General features: G+C 35.9%; 12 protein-coding genes. All 12 read right to left on the bottom strand.

Annotated elements, in window-relative coordinates; translation table 11 throughout:
- Window positions 1–33: 33 nt before the first annotated feature.
- The gene (locus AC1D0K_RS10215) at window positions 34–396 is read right to left on the bottom strand and encodes a serine O-acetyltransferase (protein WP_477463051.1); all 363 of its coding nucleotides are present in this window, start codon (window positions 394–396) and stop codon (window positions 34–36) included.
- Window positions 397–689: 293 nt separating this feature from the next.
- Window positions 690–1415: a glycosyltransferase family 2 protein gene (locus AC1D0K_RS10220; RefSeq protein WP_477398985.1), complete on the bottom strand. Its 726-nt coding sequence runs from the start codon at window positions 1413–1415 to the stop codon at window positions 690–692.
- The gene (locus AC1D0K_RS10225) at window positions 1375–2535 is read right to left on the bottom strand and encodes a hypothetical protein (RefSeq protein ID WP_477441908.1); all 1161 of its coding nucleotides are present in this window, start codon (window positions 2533–2535) and stop codon (window positions 1375–1377) included. The genes AC1D0K_RS10220 and AC1D0K_RS10225 overlap by 41 nt, the downstream gene beginning before the upstream one ends.
- Before the next feature lie 348 nt (window positions 2536–2883).
- The gene (locus AC1D0K_RS10230) at window positions 2884–4020 is read right to left on the bottom strand and encodes a glycosyltransferase (RefSeq protein ID WP_477399014.1); all 1137 of its coding nucleotides are present in this window, start codon (window positions 4018–4020) and stop codon (window positions 2884–2886) included.
- On the bottom strand, window positions 4017–4910 hold the full coding sequence (locus tag AC1D0K_RS10235; RefSeq protein WP_477399012.1) for an NAD-dependent epimerase/dehydratase family protein: 894 nt from the start codon (window positions 4908–4910) through the stop codon (window positions 4017–4019). The genes AC1D0K_RS10230 and AC1D0K_RS10235 overlap by 4 nt, the downstream gene beginning before the upstream one ends.
- Complete coding sequence (locus tag AC1D0K_RS10240; RefSeq protein WP_477399010.1) at window positions 4907–5521, bottom strand: acyltransferase; 615 nt, start codon at window positions 5519–5521, stop codon at window positions 4907–4909. The genes AC1D0K_RS10235 and AC1D0K_RS10240 overlap by 4 nt, the downstream gene beginning before the upstream one ends.
- Window positions 5522–5536: 15 nt before the next feature.
- The gene (locus AC1D0K_RS10245; RefSeq protein WP_477399008.1) at window positions 5537–6166 is read right to left on the bottom strand and encodes an acyltransferase; all 630 of its coding nucleotides are present in this window, start codon (window positions 6164–6166) and stop codon (window positions 5537–5539) included.
- A gap of 1 nt (window position 6167) precedes the next feature.
- Window positions 6168–7544 (bottom strand): MATE family efflux transporter, encoded by a 1377-nt coding sequence (locus AC1D0K_RS10250; protein ID WP_477399006.1) that lies wholly within the window; start codon window positions 7542–7544, stop codon window positions 6168–6170.
- Between the two features lie 40 nt (window positions 7545–7584).
- On the bottom strand, window positions 7585–9915 hold the full coding sequence (locus AC1D0K_RS10255; RefSeq protein WP_477399004.1) for a GumC family protein: 2331 nt from the start codon (window positions 9913–9915) through the stop codon (window positions 7585–7587).
- Window positions 9916–9988: 73 nt separating this feature from the next.
- Window positions 9989–10807, bottom strand: a complete 819-nt coding sequence (locus AC1D0K_RS10260; protein WP_477399002.1) for a polysaccharide biosynthesis/export family protein — start codon at window positions 10805–10807, stop codon at window positions 9989–9991.
- Between the two features lie 151 nt (window positions 10808–10958).
- Window positions 10959–11270 carry a DUF3467 domain-containing protein gene (locus tag AC1D0K_RS10265; RefSeq protein ID WP_184542718.1) on the bottom strand — a complete coding sequence of 104 codons (312 nt, stop codon included), beginning with the start codon at window positions 11268–11270 and terminating at the stop codon, window positions 10959–10961.
- A 209-nt stretch (window positions 11271–11479) separates the two neighbouring features.
- Complete coding sequence (gene rpoC / locus AC1D0K_RS10270; RefSeq protein ID WP_477394957.1) at window positions 11480–15766, bottom strand: DNA-directed RNA polymerase subunit beta'; 4287 nt, start codon at window positions 15764–15766, stop codon at window positions 11480–11482.
- Between the last annotated feature and the right edge of the window lie 11 nt (window positions 15767–15777).

Raw genomic sequence — 15777 nt, forward strand, 5'->3', positions numbered from 1 at the left:
ATTAAAGTTCGATTTAAGCTTCGTAAAGCAACATTAAACTATATTGTTTATATAACAATCTGTGGCATTTTCATCATGCACTATTTTTGCAGGATTACCTATAACAATACTATTAGGCGGCACATCAAAATTCACATAAGCATTAGGGGCTATCAAAACATTATCTCCAATTTGTATATTCCCTACTACTACACAGTTTGGCCCCAGCCAAACTTTATTACCAATTTTGGGGACGCCTTTCATCTTCCCTCTATTGGTTTGCCCAATAGTTATTCCATGAGATATATAGCAATTATCTCCCATAACGGTACCGCCATTCAGAACTATTGATCCAAAATGTTTAATTATTAACCCTTTTCCAATTTTAGCCGACAACGGAATTTGAAACCCAAGCATGTAAAAATAATACCGGTAAAAAAATCTGCTGAAAAAGCCAATTACGTTATACTTTTTATAATGCGCCGTTAACCTATAAAAAAGAGTAACCCGAAAGCCAATCTCTTGTGTAAAACATTTGAAAAAATATTTTGAACCAGTTTTACCAGTATATCTAAATATATCCGCCTTAATACAGGTGACCAATTGTTCATTCATGACTATTGTTACTTATTGTTGCTTTTAACTTACGGCAGACAGCCCAAACCTTAACATTAAGAACGGCGACTCCGTTCACTAATCAAATTCTTACCTTAACGACCTATAACATTCTTTAAAGCAAGTTTTAGCCGCTTTAAGAAGAATTGCCTTTTAGTAATTAAATTGTATGCAAGCCTCACTTTTAAAGATTCTAAAACAGCGACAGACGTTGACGATGCCCCCCCTATTGTAAAATTGGAGATGATTTTATCGATATAATAAAAATTAACTTTTTTGGCATCATATTTAAGTATCAGATCTAAATCGGCCGAATATTTATATTTTGTATTATATGCACCGTATTTAGTATACAAATCTTTTGTAATGAAAGTAGCCGGGTGCAGGATCATGTAAGTATTAAGAAAAAGGTGAGATCTGCGTTCGAGTAAATATTCTTTGTTGTTAAGCCATGAACGCATTATTCCAACATAAATGCCGCTGCCAGAAACCTTCCATGCATTACAAATATCCAAAAACATATTGCTTTCATACCAATCATCACTATTTATAATCCCTATTATGTCCCCTTTTGCAATTTCAATACCCTTATTCATGGCATCATAAATACCATTGTCAGGTTCGGAGATAATTGTAAATTTAATATTACTATCACTCAGAGCGTTTTTACAAATTTCCACGGTATTATCTGCAGATGCGCCGTCAACTATAATATATTCAATATTTGAATAGTTTTGCTGCTTTACAGATTCAATAGTACGCCTTACTGTGGCTGCGCTATTATAGGTTACTGTTATAATCGATATTAGGGGTTGTATCATGACGCTGCTGAATTAAAGCTATCTTTTTTTTATTGTTCTGCTGCAGCATTTGATATTTGAATATAAACACAACGAGCAAAAATAGGGGAATATAGAACGTAGGTTGTATTAATGCACTGGACGTGATAGACGTTATAAAATTTAGTACAATAAGTATAAATATGATCTTTGAGATTTCGGGTATAAATGAATTTTTTGAAAACTTTAATAATATCCGGATAAAAATCATTACGTATAAAAAGGCACCCACAAACCCCAATGTTAAAAACAACATTGACCACGCTATATCAGCTGTGTAAACTTTGGTAATTCTGCCTGTTGAGGGGTCTGATAACCCAAAATGAAATGGGAGGTGATCCACTTGCGGAGCCCTTTCATCAACCAATCCAATACCAAATAACCATCCTACAGGTTCTGAACTTATATAATCTATTCTTTCTGCTAAATGTTGTATCCGGTAAGTAAAAGTGTTATCCTGAAGAATAGTATGCCCTGATGAAATAGTTTCTAAAGCAGATAAATCTTCTATTCCCTCGTTAATTCTTTTTTGCACTACGCTGATGGAAAGAACTGCAAAACCAAGGATAACAATACCTAAAATATAAAATATTTTCCGGTCGAGCCTATTATAAATAACGGTGAACAAACCGATAGAAAAAAACCACGCAAACAAATATCCCCTATCTAACGGGCCAACAATGGTAGCTCCAAAAACAGCAATAAAGGCCCATTTTAACCACTTAAATTTTTCGAAGGGATTCCAAAACATGGCAATTAACATTGCAAAGTTTAAAAGCATAGGTACGTTATAGAAACGCACATAACTCAGTTTTTCGTCCTCCAGCTCTTTTGGACCTTGCAAAATGGAATGCCCGGTTACAATTTGTAACACAAATAGTATCGACTGGAAAAAGGTTATAACTACTAACGTCTTTATTAGTTTATGAATTACTTGAAGAGGCACTTCGGTAAACATTAAAAAGCTTAACAGAAAAAAATATAAGCGCCCCCCTTTAAATATATCTGCGAAGGTATAATCCATCACAAACAAGCCATATATAAGGTTCAATATAACCAGGCCAATAAATACCATAATCCATTTGGCAAACGAAGTTTGCATGATGGGATGTTTAAGCCAAACTCTTCCCCTCGTCAAAAACAGGCCAACAAAAATGAATAAGGCACTATCTAAAGTTGCACCAGAAAAAGACCCGGCAGTTAAAATACTTAAGGGAACTATTTGAAATCCATCAAGAAATAGAAAGAAAAATATTATTAACGACGCAAAATATTTTCTTCTTAAATATAAAAATATACTGATTGCCGCTAAAAGAAGACTGATCATAATTTACTAACTGTTTATCACCCTTATATTACATACATAGGTAAAGTGATGAGTATTTACAAATTTAAATTTTAGTTGCCATTTTTAAATTCTTAACAAAGAGCGCCAGGTAATTCAACAACATTATAATTCATTATATTTTAACGCCTCCAAAAAATCTTCTCCAAACCTGCGAATATTTTGTGTATAATCAATAGAAAGTCGTTCCGGGCTTTTTACCAGGTAGCTTTCTATTAATGAGGCTAATTCAGTCGCGTTATGAGGATCAAAAAAAGAACAATTTTTGCTTATCTGTTCCTGATGAACCTTAAGGTTACTCAAAATAATATTCTGACTCAAAGCTTTAGCATCTTCAACTACCGTACTCCATCCCTCAAAAAGTGAAGGTTGAATAATAGCTACTGATTCATCCATTAACTTTAACTGTTCTTCCCTTTCAATAAATCCTAAAAATACAATATACCTATTTAAATCATTTGTTTTAATGAATTCATCAAGTGTATTGAAAAATTCCGGGTTTCTCTTATCACGGGTACTACCGGTAAAAGCTACCTGGAAATCAAGATTCTTACTTTTAAGCAATGCAATTGCTTCCAATATTACCTTATGGTTTTTATGAGCCCAAAATTGATTGGTCACCATAAAAAATTTATTTTTAATACCAAATTTGCTTTTTAAGCTATCTATCGAAAGGCTTTTAAACTCCGGTAAAATACAGGCAAATCTAACCAAAGCAATGGTACATACGTAGCCGGGATAAAAGAGCTTAAAGTCATTCATAGCATCCATACTACTAAAAACAACTACGCCCTTTTTGTTTTCAGCAATAAACTGATGCCATTTGGAGCGGGTGGCTATACTTTCTTCAGAGAAAAGTTCGGGTAAATATTTTTCCTGGAAATCAGGGATCCAAAAAAATGAACGCCTGCCATAATTCAAATATTTAAAATATGTATATACTAAGTCTGGCTTTTCCTTAAAAAGAAACGATCTTCCAAATAATTTGATACTAATAAAACTTAACGTGCTTATTATAAAGGGCGGCGGGTAATTTTTTACTTTTAAAAACTTCAGATAGGGATAACCTATCTTTTTGACGTCCTCAATAGGAGATATATTGTTATAATAGATGTATAATTCTGGCTTAAGTGCATCTTCCAGCAAATTCAATGAGCTAATGATATTTAATGTATACATCACTCCGCCGGCCCATCCCTTATAATCATAAAAAAACGTTAATCCTACTTTTAACCTTTTCATATTGTTTTGGCCCATATAATATATTCTGCTATGCCATCCTCAATAGCAACTGTGGGTAAATAACCTAAGGATTTTAGTAAGGTAACATCGGCCCTCCAGTAAAGCGGGTCTCCGGCCTTAACAATTCCATTAAATTTCACTTGCTTCGTTTCGGCAAAATGCTGTTTAAAAATATCAACTATTTGTTTCACGGTTATTTCAACGCCGTTGGCTATATTGATAACATCAGCTTCAAATTTATTTGCTTGTAAACAACATTCTATTGCAATCAAAAGATCTTTTATATTTATAAAATCTCTCGATTCGTTACCAGTTCCAAATAATTCAATTACATCCGAAGTGCTAAATTTCTTATTCAGATCCCATAACAGCTGCTTGGTTAACCCAACGCCATAGGCAGAAAATATTCTCAAAGAGCAATTCTGAATTCCATAGTAATCATAAAACTCTTTACAAATGGTTTCCGCCTGTACTTTGTGAATTCCGTAGGGTGATATAGGGCTTGGTACAAAATTTTCCATCACCGGCAAGGTGGGTGGGTTACCATAAATGGCCGCGCTTGATAGATTAATGAATTTACACTTGGGCTGATAAAGCCTTATTGCATCAAGCATTTTAAATACATTATATGTATTTAAATTATAATCTCTTAACGGATGAACAATTGAATCCGGTACACTTGCCGCACCCGAACAATTAATGCAAATATCAAAAGTGTGTTCTGAAAATATTGAATGAAAATCAGAGTTGGTAACATCAATTACCATATAGTTGGTTTTGTTATAATCAACCACTACATCGCACTCATATACCTCATACAACTTGTTTGATAAATACAATGCCAAACTGGCACCTATAAAGCCCTTTGATCCTATTATTAATACTTTCATTTTGCCAATGTTTTTACAACTTTTGCAGGGTTCCCTGCCACCACACACCAGGCCGGTACATCTTTAGTAACAACACTGCCTGCGGCCACAATAGCTCCTTCGCCAATAGTAACGCCTTTGAGAATTATGCAATTCATCCCAATCCATGAATTTGAGCATATTTTTATGGGCTTTGAATTTACCACGTCCCAGTTTTTATCGGTAAGTAACGGCATACCACTTTTGAAATTTGCAAGTTGCAATTTCAAGTCTTGTTCTCTATCCAAATAGTTAATAGAATGAGAATCATGATCGCTGATATAGCACCCCCAGGAGATGAAGACATTATCCTCAATCGTAACTTTAGTTTTACAACTAATATTACTTGCCCCTATCCAATTGTTATTTCCAACAACAATTTCAGCAATATCAGATTCCAATAATATTGAACAGCCTATTATGGTATCATTACCAATTTTGACTACTTTTCTGTTTTTTGCAGGTTGTGTAGAATTTGCAAGTCTAAAAGTATCAAATAAAAAAGAATTACCAATTTCAATAAAAGTACTTATGTACCGCTTGTAAGATTCCGCTTTACGTTTCTTAATTGAATTAATTATTTTGGTAATCATACTTATCCTTACTTATCAATCTTTCTGCTGGTCTTTTAAATATCTAATTATTTTTGCTGGGTTTCCACCAACTACAACATAAGGTGGTACGTCCTTAGTAACTGTAGCCCCGGCCGCTACTATGGCTCCTTCGCCAATTGTAACACCTTTTAGAATAATAGAATTAAAATTAATCCAAACGTAATCTTCAATAATAACAGGAGCCGTTTTTATTGACCCTTTAATTTCCGCATGCCCGGATTTTATCAAATTCAAATAACCTTCAGCCCTTTCAAGATGATCAATCTCATGAGCGTTGGTATCCATTATATTTACATTATGTGAAATTAAAACGTTATTGCCAATTTGAATATGTTCCCCAGATCGTATTTTGCTAGACTCACCGATGTAAACATTTTCACCAATCGTTATTCGTCCTCCATATTTAAACACACACAATTCTCCCCTAATGTAAGTTCCATTTCCAATTGTGATATTACCAGGATTATTAGAAAAATTCTCAACTATCGCTTCTTTGAGAAAAACCGCCTCGTTACTTATGGTATTAGCTTTACATGCTAAAATGTTATCTTTTTCGTTAGCGGATTTAATTAGAATATGAATTTTTGTAATCCTTATTAAAGCAACTGCAATTTTCTTTAACATATCATTTATTCCAAATACCTGAAGCTGTAGAGGTTATAATTTTTTGATATTGAATATACACTAAGATACTTACCACAGCAGTTACAATTATTGTAGCTAACGGAACACTCATAATCCCTAAATGGCACACCTTAACGAAAAATATCGCTAAAGGTATATTTACAATCATACTTACACTTGCAAAATATAGCTGTAACCTTACTTTGCCAACACCATTTAAAAAACTACTAAATATGTTTCCCCAAGTTGTAATAATATAATACAAGCTAAGCATTAAGGACAAACTCAAAGGGACAGCCACCTTACCATGAGTCCAAAGTCTGTACACCGGTTTTGAAAATATCAATTGGATGACAGTCCCGACTACTAAAAGCAACCATACCAGCATAAGTTTTCGCATGGTTTTTTTGATCCAAAGTAAATCTTTCTCAACATATGCTTTAGCTACCATTGACCAAAAAGGACTTAAAACGATGCCTATACATATACTGCCAATACTTAAATACTTGTATGCAATATTATAGGTGGTTACATCAGCAGGTTGAAAAAGTTGAGATATAATAAAATTATCAGATGCATAAATAACAAGTGCAGCAATTTGGATAACGAAAAAGCTTAAGCCGAGGTTTAACAGGCTTTTTGCATATTTAAACTTTACAAAATATAATGAGGGCCTAACAATTTTGTATTTATTTAGATATAAGATAATGCTTATACCCAAAAATACAACAACAGGTACAATGGAATAAATTAATGCTACAGAAGACAGTGAATTATGGTGAGTAATTTTAAGTATATACAAACCAATTAATATACAAACCTGCGCCAGGGTATTGGTAAAATCGGTCATTGCCGATTGTTGAAACGATAAAAGGACGGTATTAATTAAGCGCAATACAAATTGAAAAAACAACAAACTAATTGCATAAAAAACAGCAAGATCCAAATCATTGTGAAATTCTGGCGGCGCATTAAACACCTTGGTCCAATTAACAAATCTGTTAACTATCAAAAATACAATTAACAATGAACCAAATATTACGCTTAGGGCAGCATATGTAGTAGAAACATATACTTTGGCGTCTTCATAGTTTTTAGTGGACAATGCGGTTATTAAACGATTACGCAGCCCGTTCCCAAACCCCAAATCAAATAATGAAAACCAACTCAATATGGCAGTTAAAGTTAGCCAAATTCCATATTGTGTATTATTTAAAAAACTTAATACGAGTGGTACAGTCAAAAAGCTAACAAATATGTTAATTCCTTTTATAAAAAAAGATAACGAAGCATTCTGCACAAACACCTTACTTTTTTCACTTTGCAGAGAAAACCGTTTTGCTAATGAACCAGGAACTATTTTTAAGAGAATATTCAATTTTTTGTAATTAGTAAAATTTCAAAATAAAAACATTGTACTATTTACCGTAATTACCATAGCCGTAACCATAGCCGTAACCGTAGCCATAACCATAGTATCCACCTTTTTTCTGATCAATGTCATTCATAACCAAGTAGGTGTGCTTAAATTTCCCAGATGAAATTAAATCATTTAATATGTGAAGCTGAGATTTATAAGTATAGTTTTGTCTGGCTACATATAAATTCAAATCGGTATACTTCTCTATCAATTGAGCATCTGATACCAGCCCAACAGGTGCGCTATCTATGATGATATAATCGAAATTCTTTCTCAAAGTATCGAGCAATGTAACTAACCGATCTTTCATCAATAACTCCGCTGGATTTGGAGGGATAGGGCCGGATGGCACTATAAAAACATTTTCGAGGAAAGCTACAGGTTTTATAATTTCAGAAACGTCCATCGTTTCTGAAATTGCAAAGTTTGTGAAGCCCATATTATGATCGATACCTACGTTTGCAGATAACTTAGGCTTCCGAAGATCCAACTCCATCACAACCACTTTTTTACCACTTAAAGCTAAAACCGCTGCCAGGTTTAATGTAATGAAGGATTTCCCCTCGCCACTCATACTGGAGGTAATTAAAATTGTGTTACACTTATTGCTATTTACTATAAACTGAAGATTAGTTCTTAACGCCCTGAACTGTTCGGTAACCATGGAGCGCATCCCTTTTTCAGACGACCAAATATGCTCGTCTTTATTATTTCCAATTTCTCCTAATATCGCAACCTTAGTATTTTTAACTATATCTTCTTTACTTAATATTTTGATGTTGAGCAAAGACCTAAAATAAAGATATAAACAAGGTAATAGAATGCCAAAAACCACACCTCCTAATATGAAGAGATTACCTTTAGGTTTGTAAGGTACAAAATCGCTTTTCGCCGGATCTATTATCCTGGCCGTTGAGATTGTAGAAGTTCTTGAAATTGCAGTTTCTTCTCTTTTTTGAAGCAGAAGTAGATATAACTCTTCTTTTAAATTTTGCTGACGCGAATAATCTAAAAATATCCGTTGTTTCTGAGGCACCGTTTTTACTTCGGCGTTCAAAGAAGAATTCTGAGACTTTAAGGTATTAATACTAACCTGCAAGTTATTTTTGTAAGAGGCAAACGTTTTTAACAAATTTTGTCTTGTTACATCAATTTCAGAATCAAGATTTTTGATTACCGGATTATCATCTTTATAAGACAGGTTTAACTGGGACCTTTGCGCCAATAACTGATTATAGTAACTTATTGCATTGGTATAGGATTGATCCTGTGTTGCCAACGTGCTTGGTATGATCTTGTTATTTGCCGGATTATTTAAAAAAGCCGAAACATCATTTAATAGCTGCAGCTGTAATATTTGATCATTTAGTTTTTTGTAATACTCAGAAACGTTTCCAACTAAAGTTTTCCCTTGTTCATCAGCATTCGCAATATTATTATCGCGCTTAAACTCTGTAAATTTAGCTTCAACCCCCTCCAATTCACTGGAAACAATTTTTAACCGGTTATCAATAAACGCTATTGTACTATCGGCTGTTTGCTGCTTAATTTGCAGGTTTGATTTTAGGTAAACATCCATTAGCTTTTGCAAAATAACCTCCCCTTTTTTGGGATTGGCATATTCAAAAGTTAAAGCCAGTGTGGTGCTTTTTTTGTCTGTTAAATCAACAGAAAAGCGCCCAGCTAAGTCCTGTACTTTATTATCAACAGACTGAATTGCTATTTTATAACCTTTTGGATTTATATAACCCGCCTTTTTTGTAAAAACCAGAGCGTATTGTTTACATTGAACAAGCTGTCCAAATTTTACCGTTTTATCTAAATCTTCTCTACTGCTTGTTATATGAATTAAATCGTCATTTAAAGTAACAAGAAACAGGTTTGATAATAACGAATCAGTTTTTGCAATTACCTTTACTTCAAAAGGAGCTTCATCGTACAACTCGATAGATTTAATGCTTTCGCGGCTATAAATTGTGGTATTTAAATTTAAATCCTTTACAACGTTGGTCATCAACATTTTTGAGTTGAGGATATCCATTTCATTGTAAGCATTATTAGGCGCACCTAACAGATCGGCGAAGTCCATGCCACCTTTTCCTAATGATTTCCCACCGGATGATCCGGCTTGATCATCAATAGTAATTTTACTATTGATTTTATAGGTTGGCGTAGAATATTTGCCGTAAAAAAAAGCCAATACCCCACAAGCAATAATACTAATGACAAATAAATACCAGTAACTTAAAACCTGACTAATACTTTTTTTGAAATCGAATCCTTCTTCGGTATCTGTTAATGCCTTGAAATCTTCGTTTGGAAATTCCATATTTTAAACTGTTAATTGTAAATTAAATTCGCTCTAAAACCATTAGAAAATGATTAAAGCAAGACTGCTTTGATTAGAAGTTTATTCTTGAAATGATGACAATAACTACTGTAATTATTGAACTTATAATAGCGTAGGTTTTTGCCTGAGAAGCGTCATTAGCAGCAGCCTTTCCCTTGCCGGGTTCTACATAGATAATATCGTTTTGCTTCAAATAAAATGCAGGCCCACTCATTGTATTACTTTTTCTTAAATCTACCCGGTAAGGTGTTTTTGTTCCATCAGGATTTTCCCTGATTAACAAAACATTTTCCCTTTTTCCAAAAATAGAAAGGTCACCTGCCATGGCTATTGCATCAAGAATAGTAACCTTTTCATTTGGCACTACATATTGCCCTGGTTTAAGCACTTCACCAGTAACACTAATTTTAAAATTGGCGTAACGAACAATTACAGTAGGATTTTTGTAATACTTTAAGGCCTGGTTGTATACCGAGTCCCTGGCTTCCTTTGTAGTTAAGCCCTGTAGTTTCATACGGCCTAAAATAGGTATTTCAACGAACCCGTCACTATTCACCAGGTATCCGGATAATGGCTGCTGAGTTATTAAACTTGATGAGGCAACTGCCGAGGCACTTACACCGGGAACATTGCCTAAATTGATTGGAGCTGTAGCTTGAGGATCAACTGTTTGAACAAGAATAGTTAAAATATCGTCAACTTTAATTAAGGGTTCCGAATATTCTGCTTTAGCTATTGTTTTTAATTGACCGGAATCCGGGATGTCTTGAAAATACCTAACGTTTTTTGTAGACGAACAAGATAAAAGGTTTAAGGAAATAAATAAAACAAATAGAACTATAGATGAATATACGAGGACATATCTTCTCATAATTTATTTAGGTATATGTAAATTTTAAAACAATGCAATATATATACTTTTTTTTATAATCCAATTAACAAATTATTAATTTTTTCATAAACAAGCCTTTAACATAACTTTTTATTAACTAAAAGCGCATTTTAATATCATAATCAAAATTTTACGCCTGTCCCATGGTGCCTCCAAAATTCATTGGAAAGCCCGAAGGGTCCTGCTGGATCTTAATACGGCCATTTAAGGTTTCAAATTTTTCGATATTATCTTCTAATGCAGACAATAAACGTTTGGCATGCTCAGGCGTTAAAATTATCCTCGACTTCACTTTCGCCTTAGGTACCCCGGGCATCACCCGGATAAAGTCGAGCACAAACTCCGAGCTTGAATGGGTAATTATTGCCAAATTTGAATAGATGCCTTCTGCAATTTCTTCAGAAAGCTCAATATTGAGCTGATTTTCGTTTTGTTCTTCCATCCTACTAAAGTATAAAAAGACATTCTTTTATCGAAGTCGTTTTTACTGTAATTATCTCCATTATCAAAGTTTTGCTAAATATTAAGCATACCTGATAAGTTCCATCTTAAACATAAATTGAAATCAATTGTTTTAGCAAATTTATTTTTGACACAAAAAAAGCCCCCCATTTTACTGGAGGGCTTATAATAAAATTAAAAGTATGCTAATTATGCTTCTACTTCTTCAGCTTTTGAAGCCATTAAGCGGTCAAATTCTTCTTGTGAACCTACGCGGATATTTTCGTACTCGCGTAAACCTGTACCAGAAGGAATCAGGTGACCTACAATAACGTTCTCTTTCAAGCCAAGCATTAAGTCTTTCTTACCTGCTATCGCGGCTTCGTTCAGTACTTTGGTAGTTTCCTGGAACGATGCAGCAGAGATGAATGATTTGGTACCTAATGAGGCCCTGGTGATACCTTGCAGTATCGGGCTTGATGTTGCAGCGATAGCATCGCGAACTTCAACCAATTTTAAATCTTTACGTTTTAAAATAGAGTTCTCATCACGTAACCTTCTCAATGAAACTATCTGACCTGATTTCAATGTAGCTGAGTCACCTGGCTCAACAACAACCTTCTTGTCAAATATTTCATCATTCTCGGTCATGAAATCCCAGCTGTCAACAGCTTCGCGTTCAAGGAAACGGGTATCGCCTGCATCCTCAATAGCTACTTTCTGCATCATCTGGTGTACAATCACCTCGAAGTGTTTATCATTGATCTTCACACCCTGCAAACGGTAAACTTCCTGTATACCATTCACCAGGTATTCCTGTACTGCAGCCGGGCCTTTAATAGCCAGGATATCAGCAGGTGATATTGAGCCATCTGATAAAGGCATACCAGCTTTCACAAAGTCGTTATCCTGTACAAGGATGTGTTTTGACAATGGAACAAGGTATTTCTTGATCTGGCCATCTTTTGATTCAATGGTCATTTCGCGATTACCACGTTTAATACCGCCTAAAGTTACCACACCATCAATCTCGGTTACTACAGCCGGGTTCGATGGGTTACGTGCTTCAAATAACTCAGTTACACGTGGCAAACCACCGGTGATATCCCGGGTTTTACCAGTTGAACGAGGAATCTTGGCAATAACCTGTCCGGTTTGTAGTTTTTCGCCTTCTTCAACGGCAATGTGAGCACCTACCGGGATGTTATATCCTTTAATGATGTTGCCTTTATTATCAGCAATTTGAATTACAGGATTCTTAGTTTTATCTCTTGTATCGATAATTACTTTTTCACGGTGACCTGTTTGCTCATCAGATTCTTCACGGAAAGTGATACCTTCTAATACGGCATCAAATGTTGTGATACCTGCAAACTCTGATATGATAACCGCATTGTACGGATCCCATGAACAGATACGGTCGCCTTTAGTTACTTTGCTACCATCCTGGATGTACAGGTATGAACCGTAAGGAATGTTGTTGGTAACAATTACCTTGTTACTTCCTTCTTCAACTATACGGAACTCACCAGAACGACCCAATACTACATCAACTACAACTTCGTCAGTCTTGTATTGAACAGTACGCACGTTTTCAAATTCAATGATACCATCAAACCTTGCGTTGATCTGTGATTCAGCAGCAATGTTTGAGGCGGTACCACCCACGTGGAATGTACGTAATGTTAACTGTGTACCCGGCTCACCGATAGACTGTGCAGCAATTACACCCACAGCTTCACCTTTTTGCACGCGTTTACCGCTTGCAAGGTTACGGCCATAGCATAAAGCACACACACCGCGTTTGCTTTCGCATGTTAATACTGAACGTATTTCGATGCCTTCTAAAGGAGAGTTCTCTATTTTCTTACCAATTTCTTCAGTAATATCCTGACCTGCTGATACCAACAATTCGTTAGTGATAGGGTCATGAACATCATGTAAAGTTGTACGACCTAAGATACGGTCATATAATGGCTCAACAATATCTTCGTTGTCTTTTAAAGCTGTCGTGTAGATACCTCTTAAAGTACCGCAATCAACCATACCAACAATCATATCCTGGGCAACATCATGCAACCTACGGGTTAAGTAACCAGCATCAGCTGTTTTCAACGCCGTATCCGCCAAACCTTTACGCGCACCGTGGGTTGAAATGAAGTACTCTAATACCGACAAACCTTCTTTAAAGTTTGAAAGAATAGGGTTTTCAATAATTTCACCACCTGAACCTGATTTTTGAGGCTTAGCCATCAAACCACGCATACCTGCAAGCTGACGAATCTGCTCTTTAGAACCACGCGCACCTGAGTCAAGCATCATATACACCGAGTTAAAGCCCTGGTTATCGTTGCTCAGGATGTCCATTACATTCGCTGTTAAGCGATTGTTGATACGTGTCCAGATATCGATAATTTGGTTATAACGCTCGTTGTTGGTAATGAAACCCATGTTATAGTTACCCATAACCTCTTCAACTTGTTTAGAAGCTGTTTCGATCAGTGTAACTTTTTCTGCAGGGATATTGATATCCTTAAGGTTAAACGATAAACCACCCTGGAATGCCATTTTGAAACCTAGCTCCTTAATATCATCAAGGAACTGGGCCGCACGTGCCATACCGGTAATTTTCACTACTTCACCAATAATATCACGCAGTGATTTTTTGGTTAGCAATTCATTTATATAACCTACTTCAACAGGTACATGCTGATTAAACAACACGCGACCTACAGTAGTATCAATAATTTTGCTTACAATCTTTCCGTCACGATCTTTAATAAAGGCTTTAACCTTGATAAAGGCATGCAGGTCAATTTTTCTTTCGTTATAAGCTATAATTACTTCTTCGGCAGAGTAAAAAGTTAAACCCTGGCCTTTTACTATACGTCCTTCATCAGTTTTACGGCCTTTGGTTATGTAGTACAAACCAAGCACCATGTCCTGAGATGGTACTGTAATAGGCGTACCGTTAGCAGGGTTCAAAATGTTGTGTGATGCAAGCATCAATACCTGGGCTTCCAAAATTGCCGCGTTACCAAGTGGTACGTGAACGGCCATCTGGTCACCGTCAAAATCCGCGTTGAATGCTGTACAGGTTAATGGGTGCAATTGGATCGCTTTACCTTCAACCAGTTTTGGCTGGAACGACTGGATACCCAATCTGTGCAGCGTAGGCGCACGGTTTAGTAATACAGGGTGTCCTTTCAATACGTTTTCCAAAATATCCCAAACTAATGGGTCTTTACGGTCAACAATTTTTTTGGCAGATTTTACTGTTTTAACCACACCACGCTCAATCATTTTGCGGATGATAAATGGTTTAAACAGCTCGGCAGCCATATCTTTTGGTAAACCGCACTCGTGTAATTTAAGGTTTGGCCCTACAACAATTACCGAACGGGCAGAATAATCCACACGTTTACCTAATAAGTTTTGACGGAAACGGCCTTGTTTACCTTTCAGGATATCTGAAAGTGATTTCAATGCACGGTTACCTTCAGTTTTAACCGCGTTAACTTTACGTGAGTTGTCAAATAACGAATCTACAGCTTCCTGTAACATACGTTTTTCGTTACGTAAAATAACTTCCGGTGCTTTAATCTCGATCAAACGTTTTAAACGGTTGTTACGGATAATTACACGGCGGTAAAGGTCATTCAAATCTGAAGTAGCGAAACGACCACCTTCTAAAGGTACTAACGGACGCAACTCAGGCGGGATAACCGGAACGATCTTAACAATCATCCACTCAGGGTTATTTTCAATCCTGGTTTTTGCATCACGGAAAGCCTCAACAACCTGTAAACGCTTTAATGCTTCGTTTTTACGTTGTTGTGAAGTTTCGTTTGCTGCCTGGTGGCGTAAGCTAAATGAAAGCTCATCCAAATCAAGGCGTTTTAATAATTCCTCTAAAGCCTCAGCACCCATCTTGGCCACAAATTTCTGAGGATCTTTGTCGTCAAGGTATTGGTTCTCTTTTGGAAGGGTATCTAATACGTCAAGGTATTCTTCTTCAGTAAGGAAATCCATTTTGTTGATTCCATCTGATTCTTTAATACCTGCCTGTATTACTACATAACGTTCGTAGTAAATGATCAGATCAAGTCTTTTTGTTGGTAAGCCCAATAAGTAACCAATTTTGTTTGGTAACGAACGGAAGTACCAGATATGAGCAACAGGAACTACAAGGTTAATGTGGCCCATACGCTCACGACGTACTTTCTTTTCGGTTACTTCAACACCGCAACGATCACAAACGATACCCTTGTAACGGATACGTTTGTATTTACCGCAATGGCACTCATAATCTTTAACCGGACCAAAAATACGCTCGCAGAATAAACCATCACGCTCAGGCTTATAGGTCCTGTAGTTGATGGTTTCTGGTTTTAAAACCTCACCGCTTGAACGCTCAAGGATGGACTCCGGAGAGGCCAGGCTGATAGTAATCGTGGTGAAATTACTTTTGATTTTATTATCCTTTTTGTAAGACATAGTCTCCTTGT

The sequence above is a fragment of the Mucilaginibacter sp. P1_A3 genome (assembly GCF_056406855.1).

Coding starts and splice junctions, on each gene's coding strand:
- AC1D0K_RS10260 (WP_477399002.1), bottom strand. CDS start 10,807: ATGAGAAGATATGTCCTCGTATATTCATCTATAGTTCTATTTGTTTTA.
- AC1D0K_RS10230 (WP_477399014.1), bottom strand. CDS start 4,020: ATGAAAAGGTTAAAAGTAGGATTAACGTTTTTTTATGATTATAAGGGA.
- rpoC (WP_477394957.1), bottom strand. CDS start 15,766: ATGTCTTACAAAAAGGATAATAAAATCAAAAGTAATTTCACCACGATT.
- AC1D0K_RS10265 (WP_184542718.1), bottom strand. CDS start 11,270: ATGGAAGAACAAAACGAAAATCAGCTCAATATTGAGCTTTCTGAAGAA.
- AC1D0K_RS10235 (WP_477399012.1), bottom strand. CDS start 4,910: ATGAAAGTATTAATAATAGGATCAAAGGGCTTTATAGGTGCCAGTTTG.
- AC1D0K_RS10215 (WP_477463051.1), bottom strand. CDS start 396: ATGCTTGGGTTTCAAATTCCGTTGTCGGCTAAAATTGGAAAAGGGTTA.
- AC1D0K_RS10225 (WP_477441908.1), bottom strand. CDS start 2,535: ATGCAAACTTCGTTTGCCAAATGGATTATGGTATTTATTGGCCTGGTT.
- AC1D0K_RS10255 (WP_477399004.1), bottom strand. CDS start 9,915: ATGGAATTTCCAAACGAAGATTTCAAGGCATTAACAGATACCGAAGAA.
- AC1D0K_RS10240 (WP_477399010.1), bottom strand. CDS start 5,521: ATGATTACCAAAATAATTAATTCAATTAAGAAACGTAAAGCGGAATCT.
- AC1D0K_RS10245 (WP_477399008.1), bottom strand. CDS start 6,166: ATGTTAAAGAAAATTGCAGTTGCTTTAATAAGGATTACAAAAATTCAT.
- AC1D0K_RS10220 (WP_477398985.1), bottom strand. CDS start 1,415: ATGATACAACCCCTAATATCGATTATAACAGTAACCTATAATAGCGCA.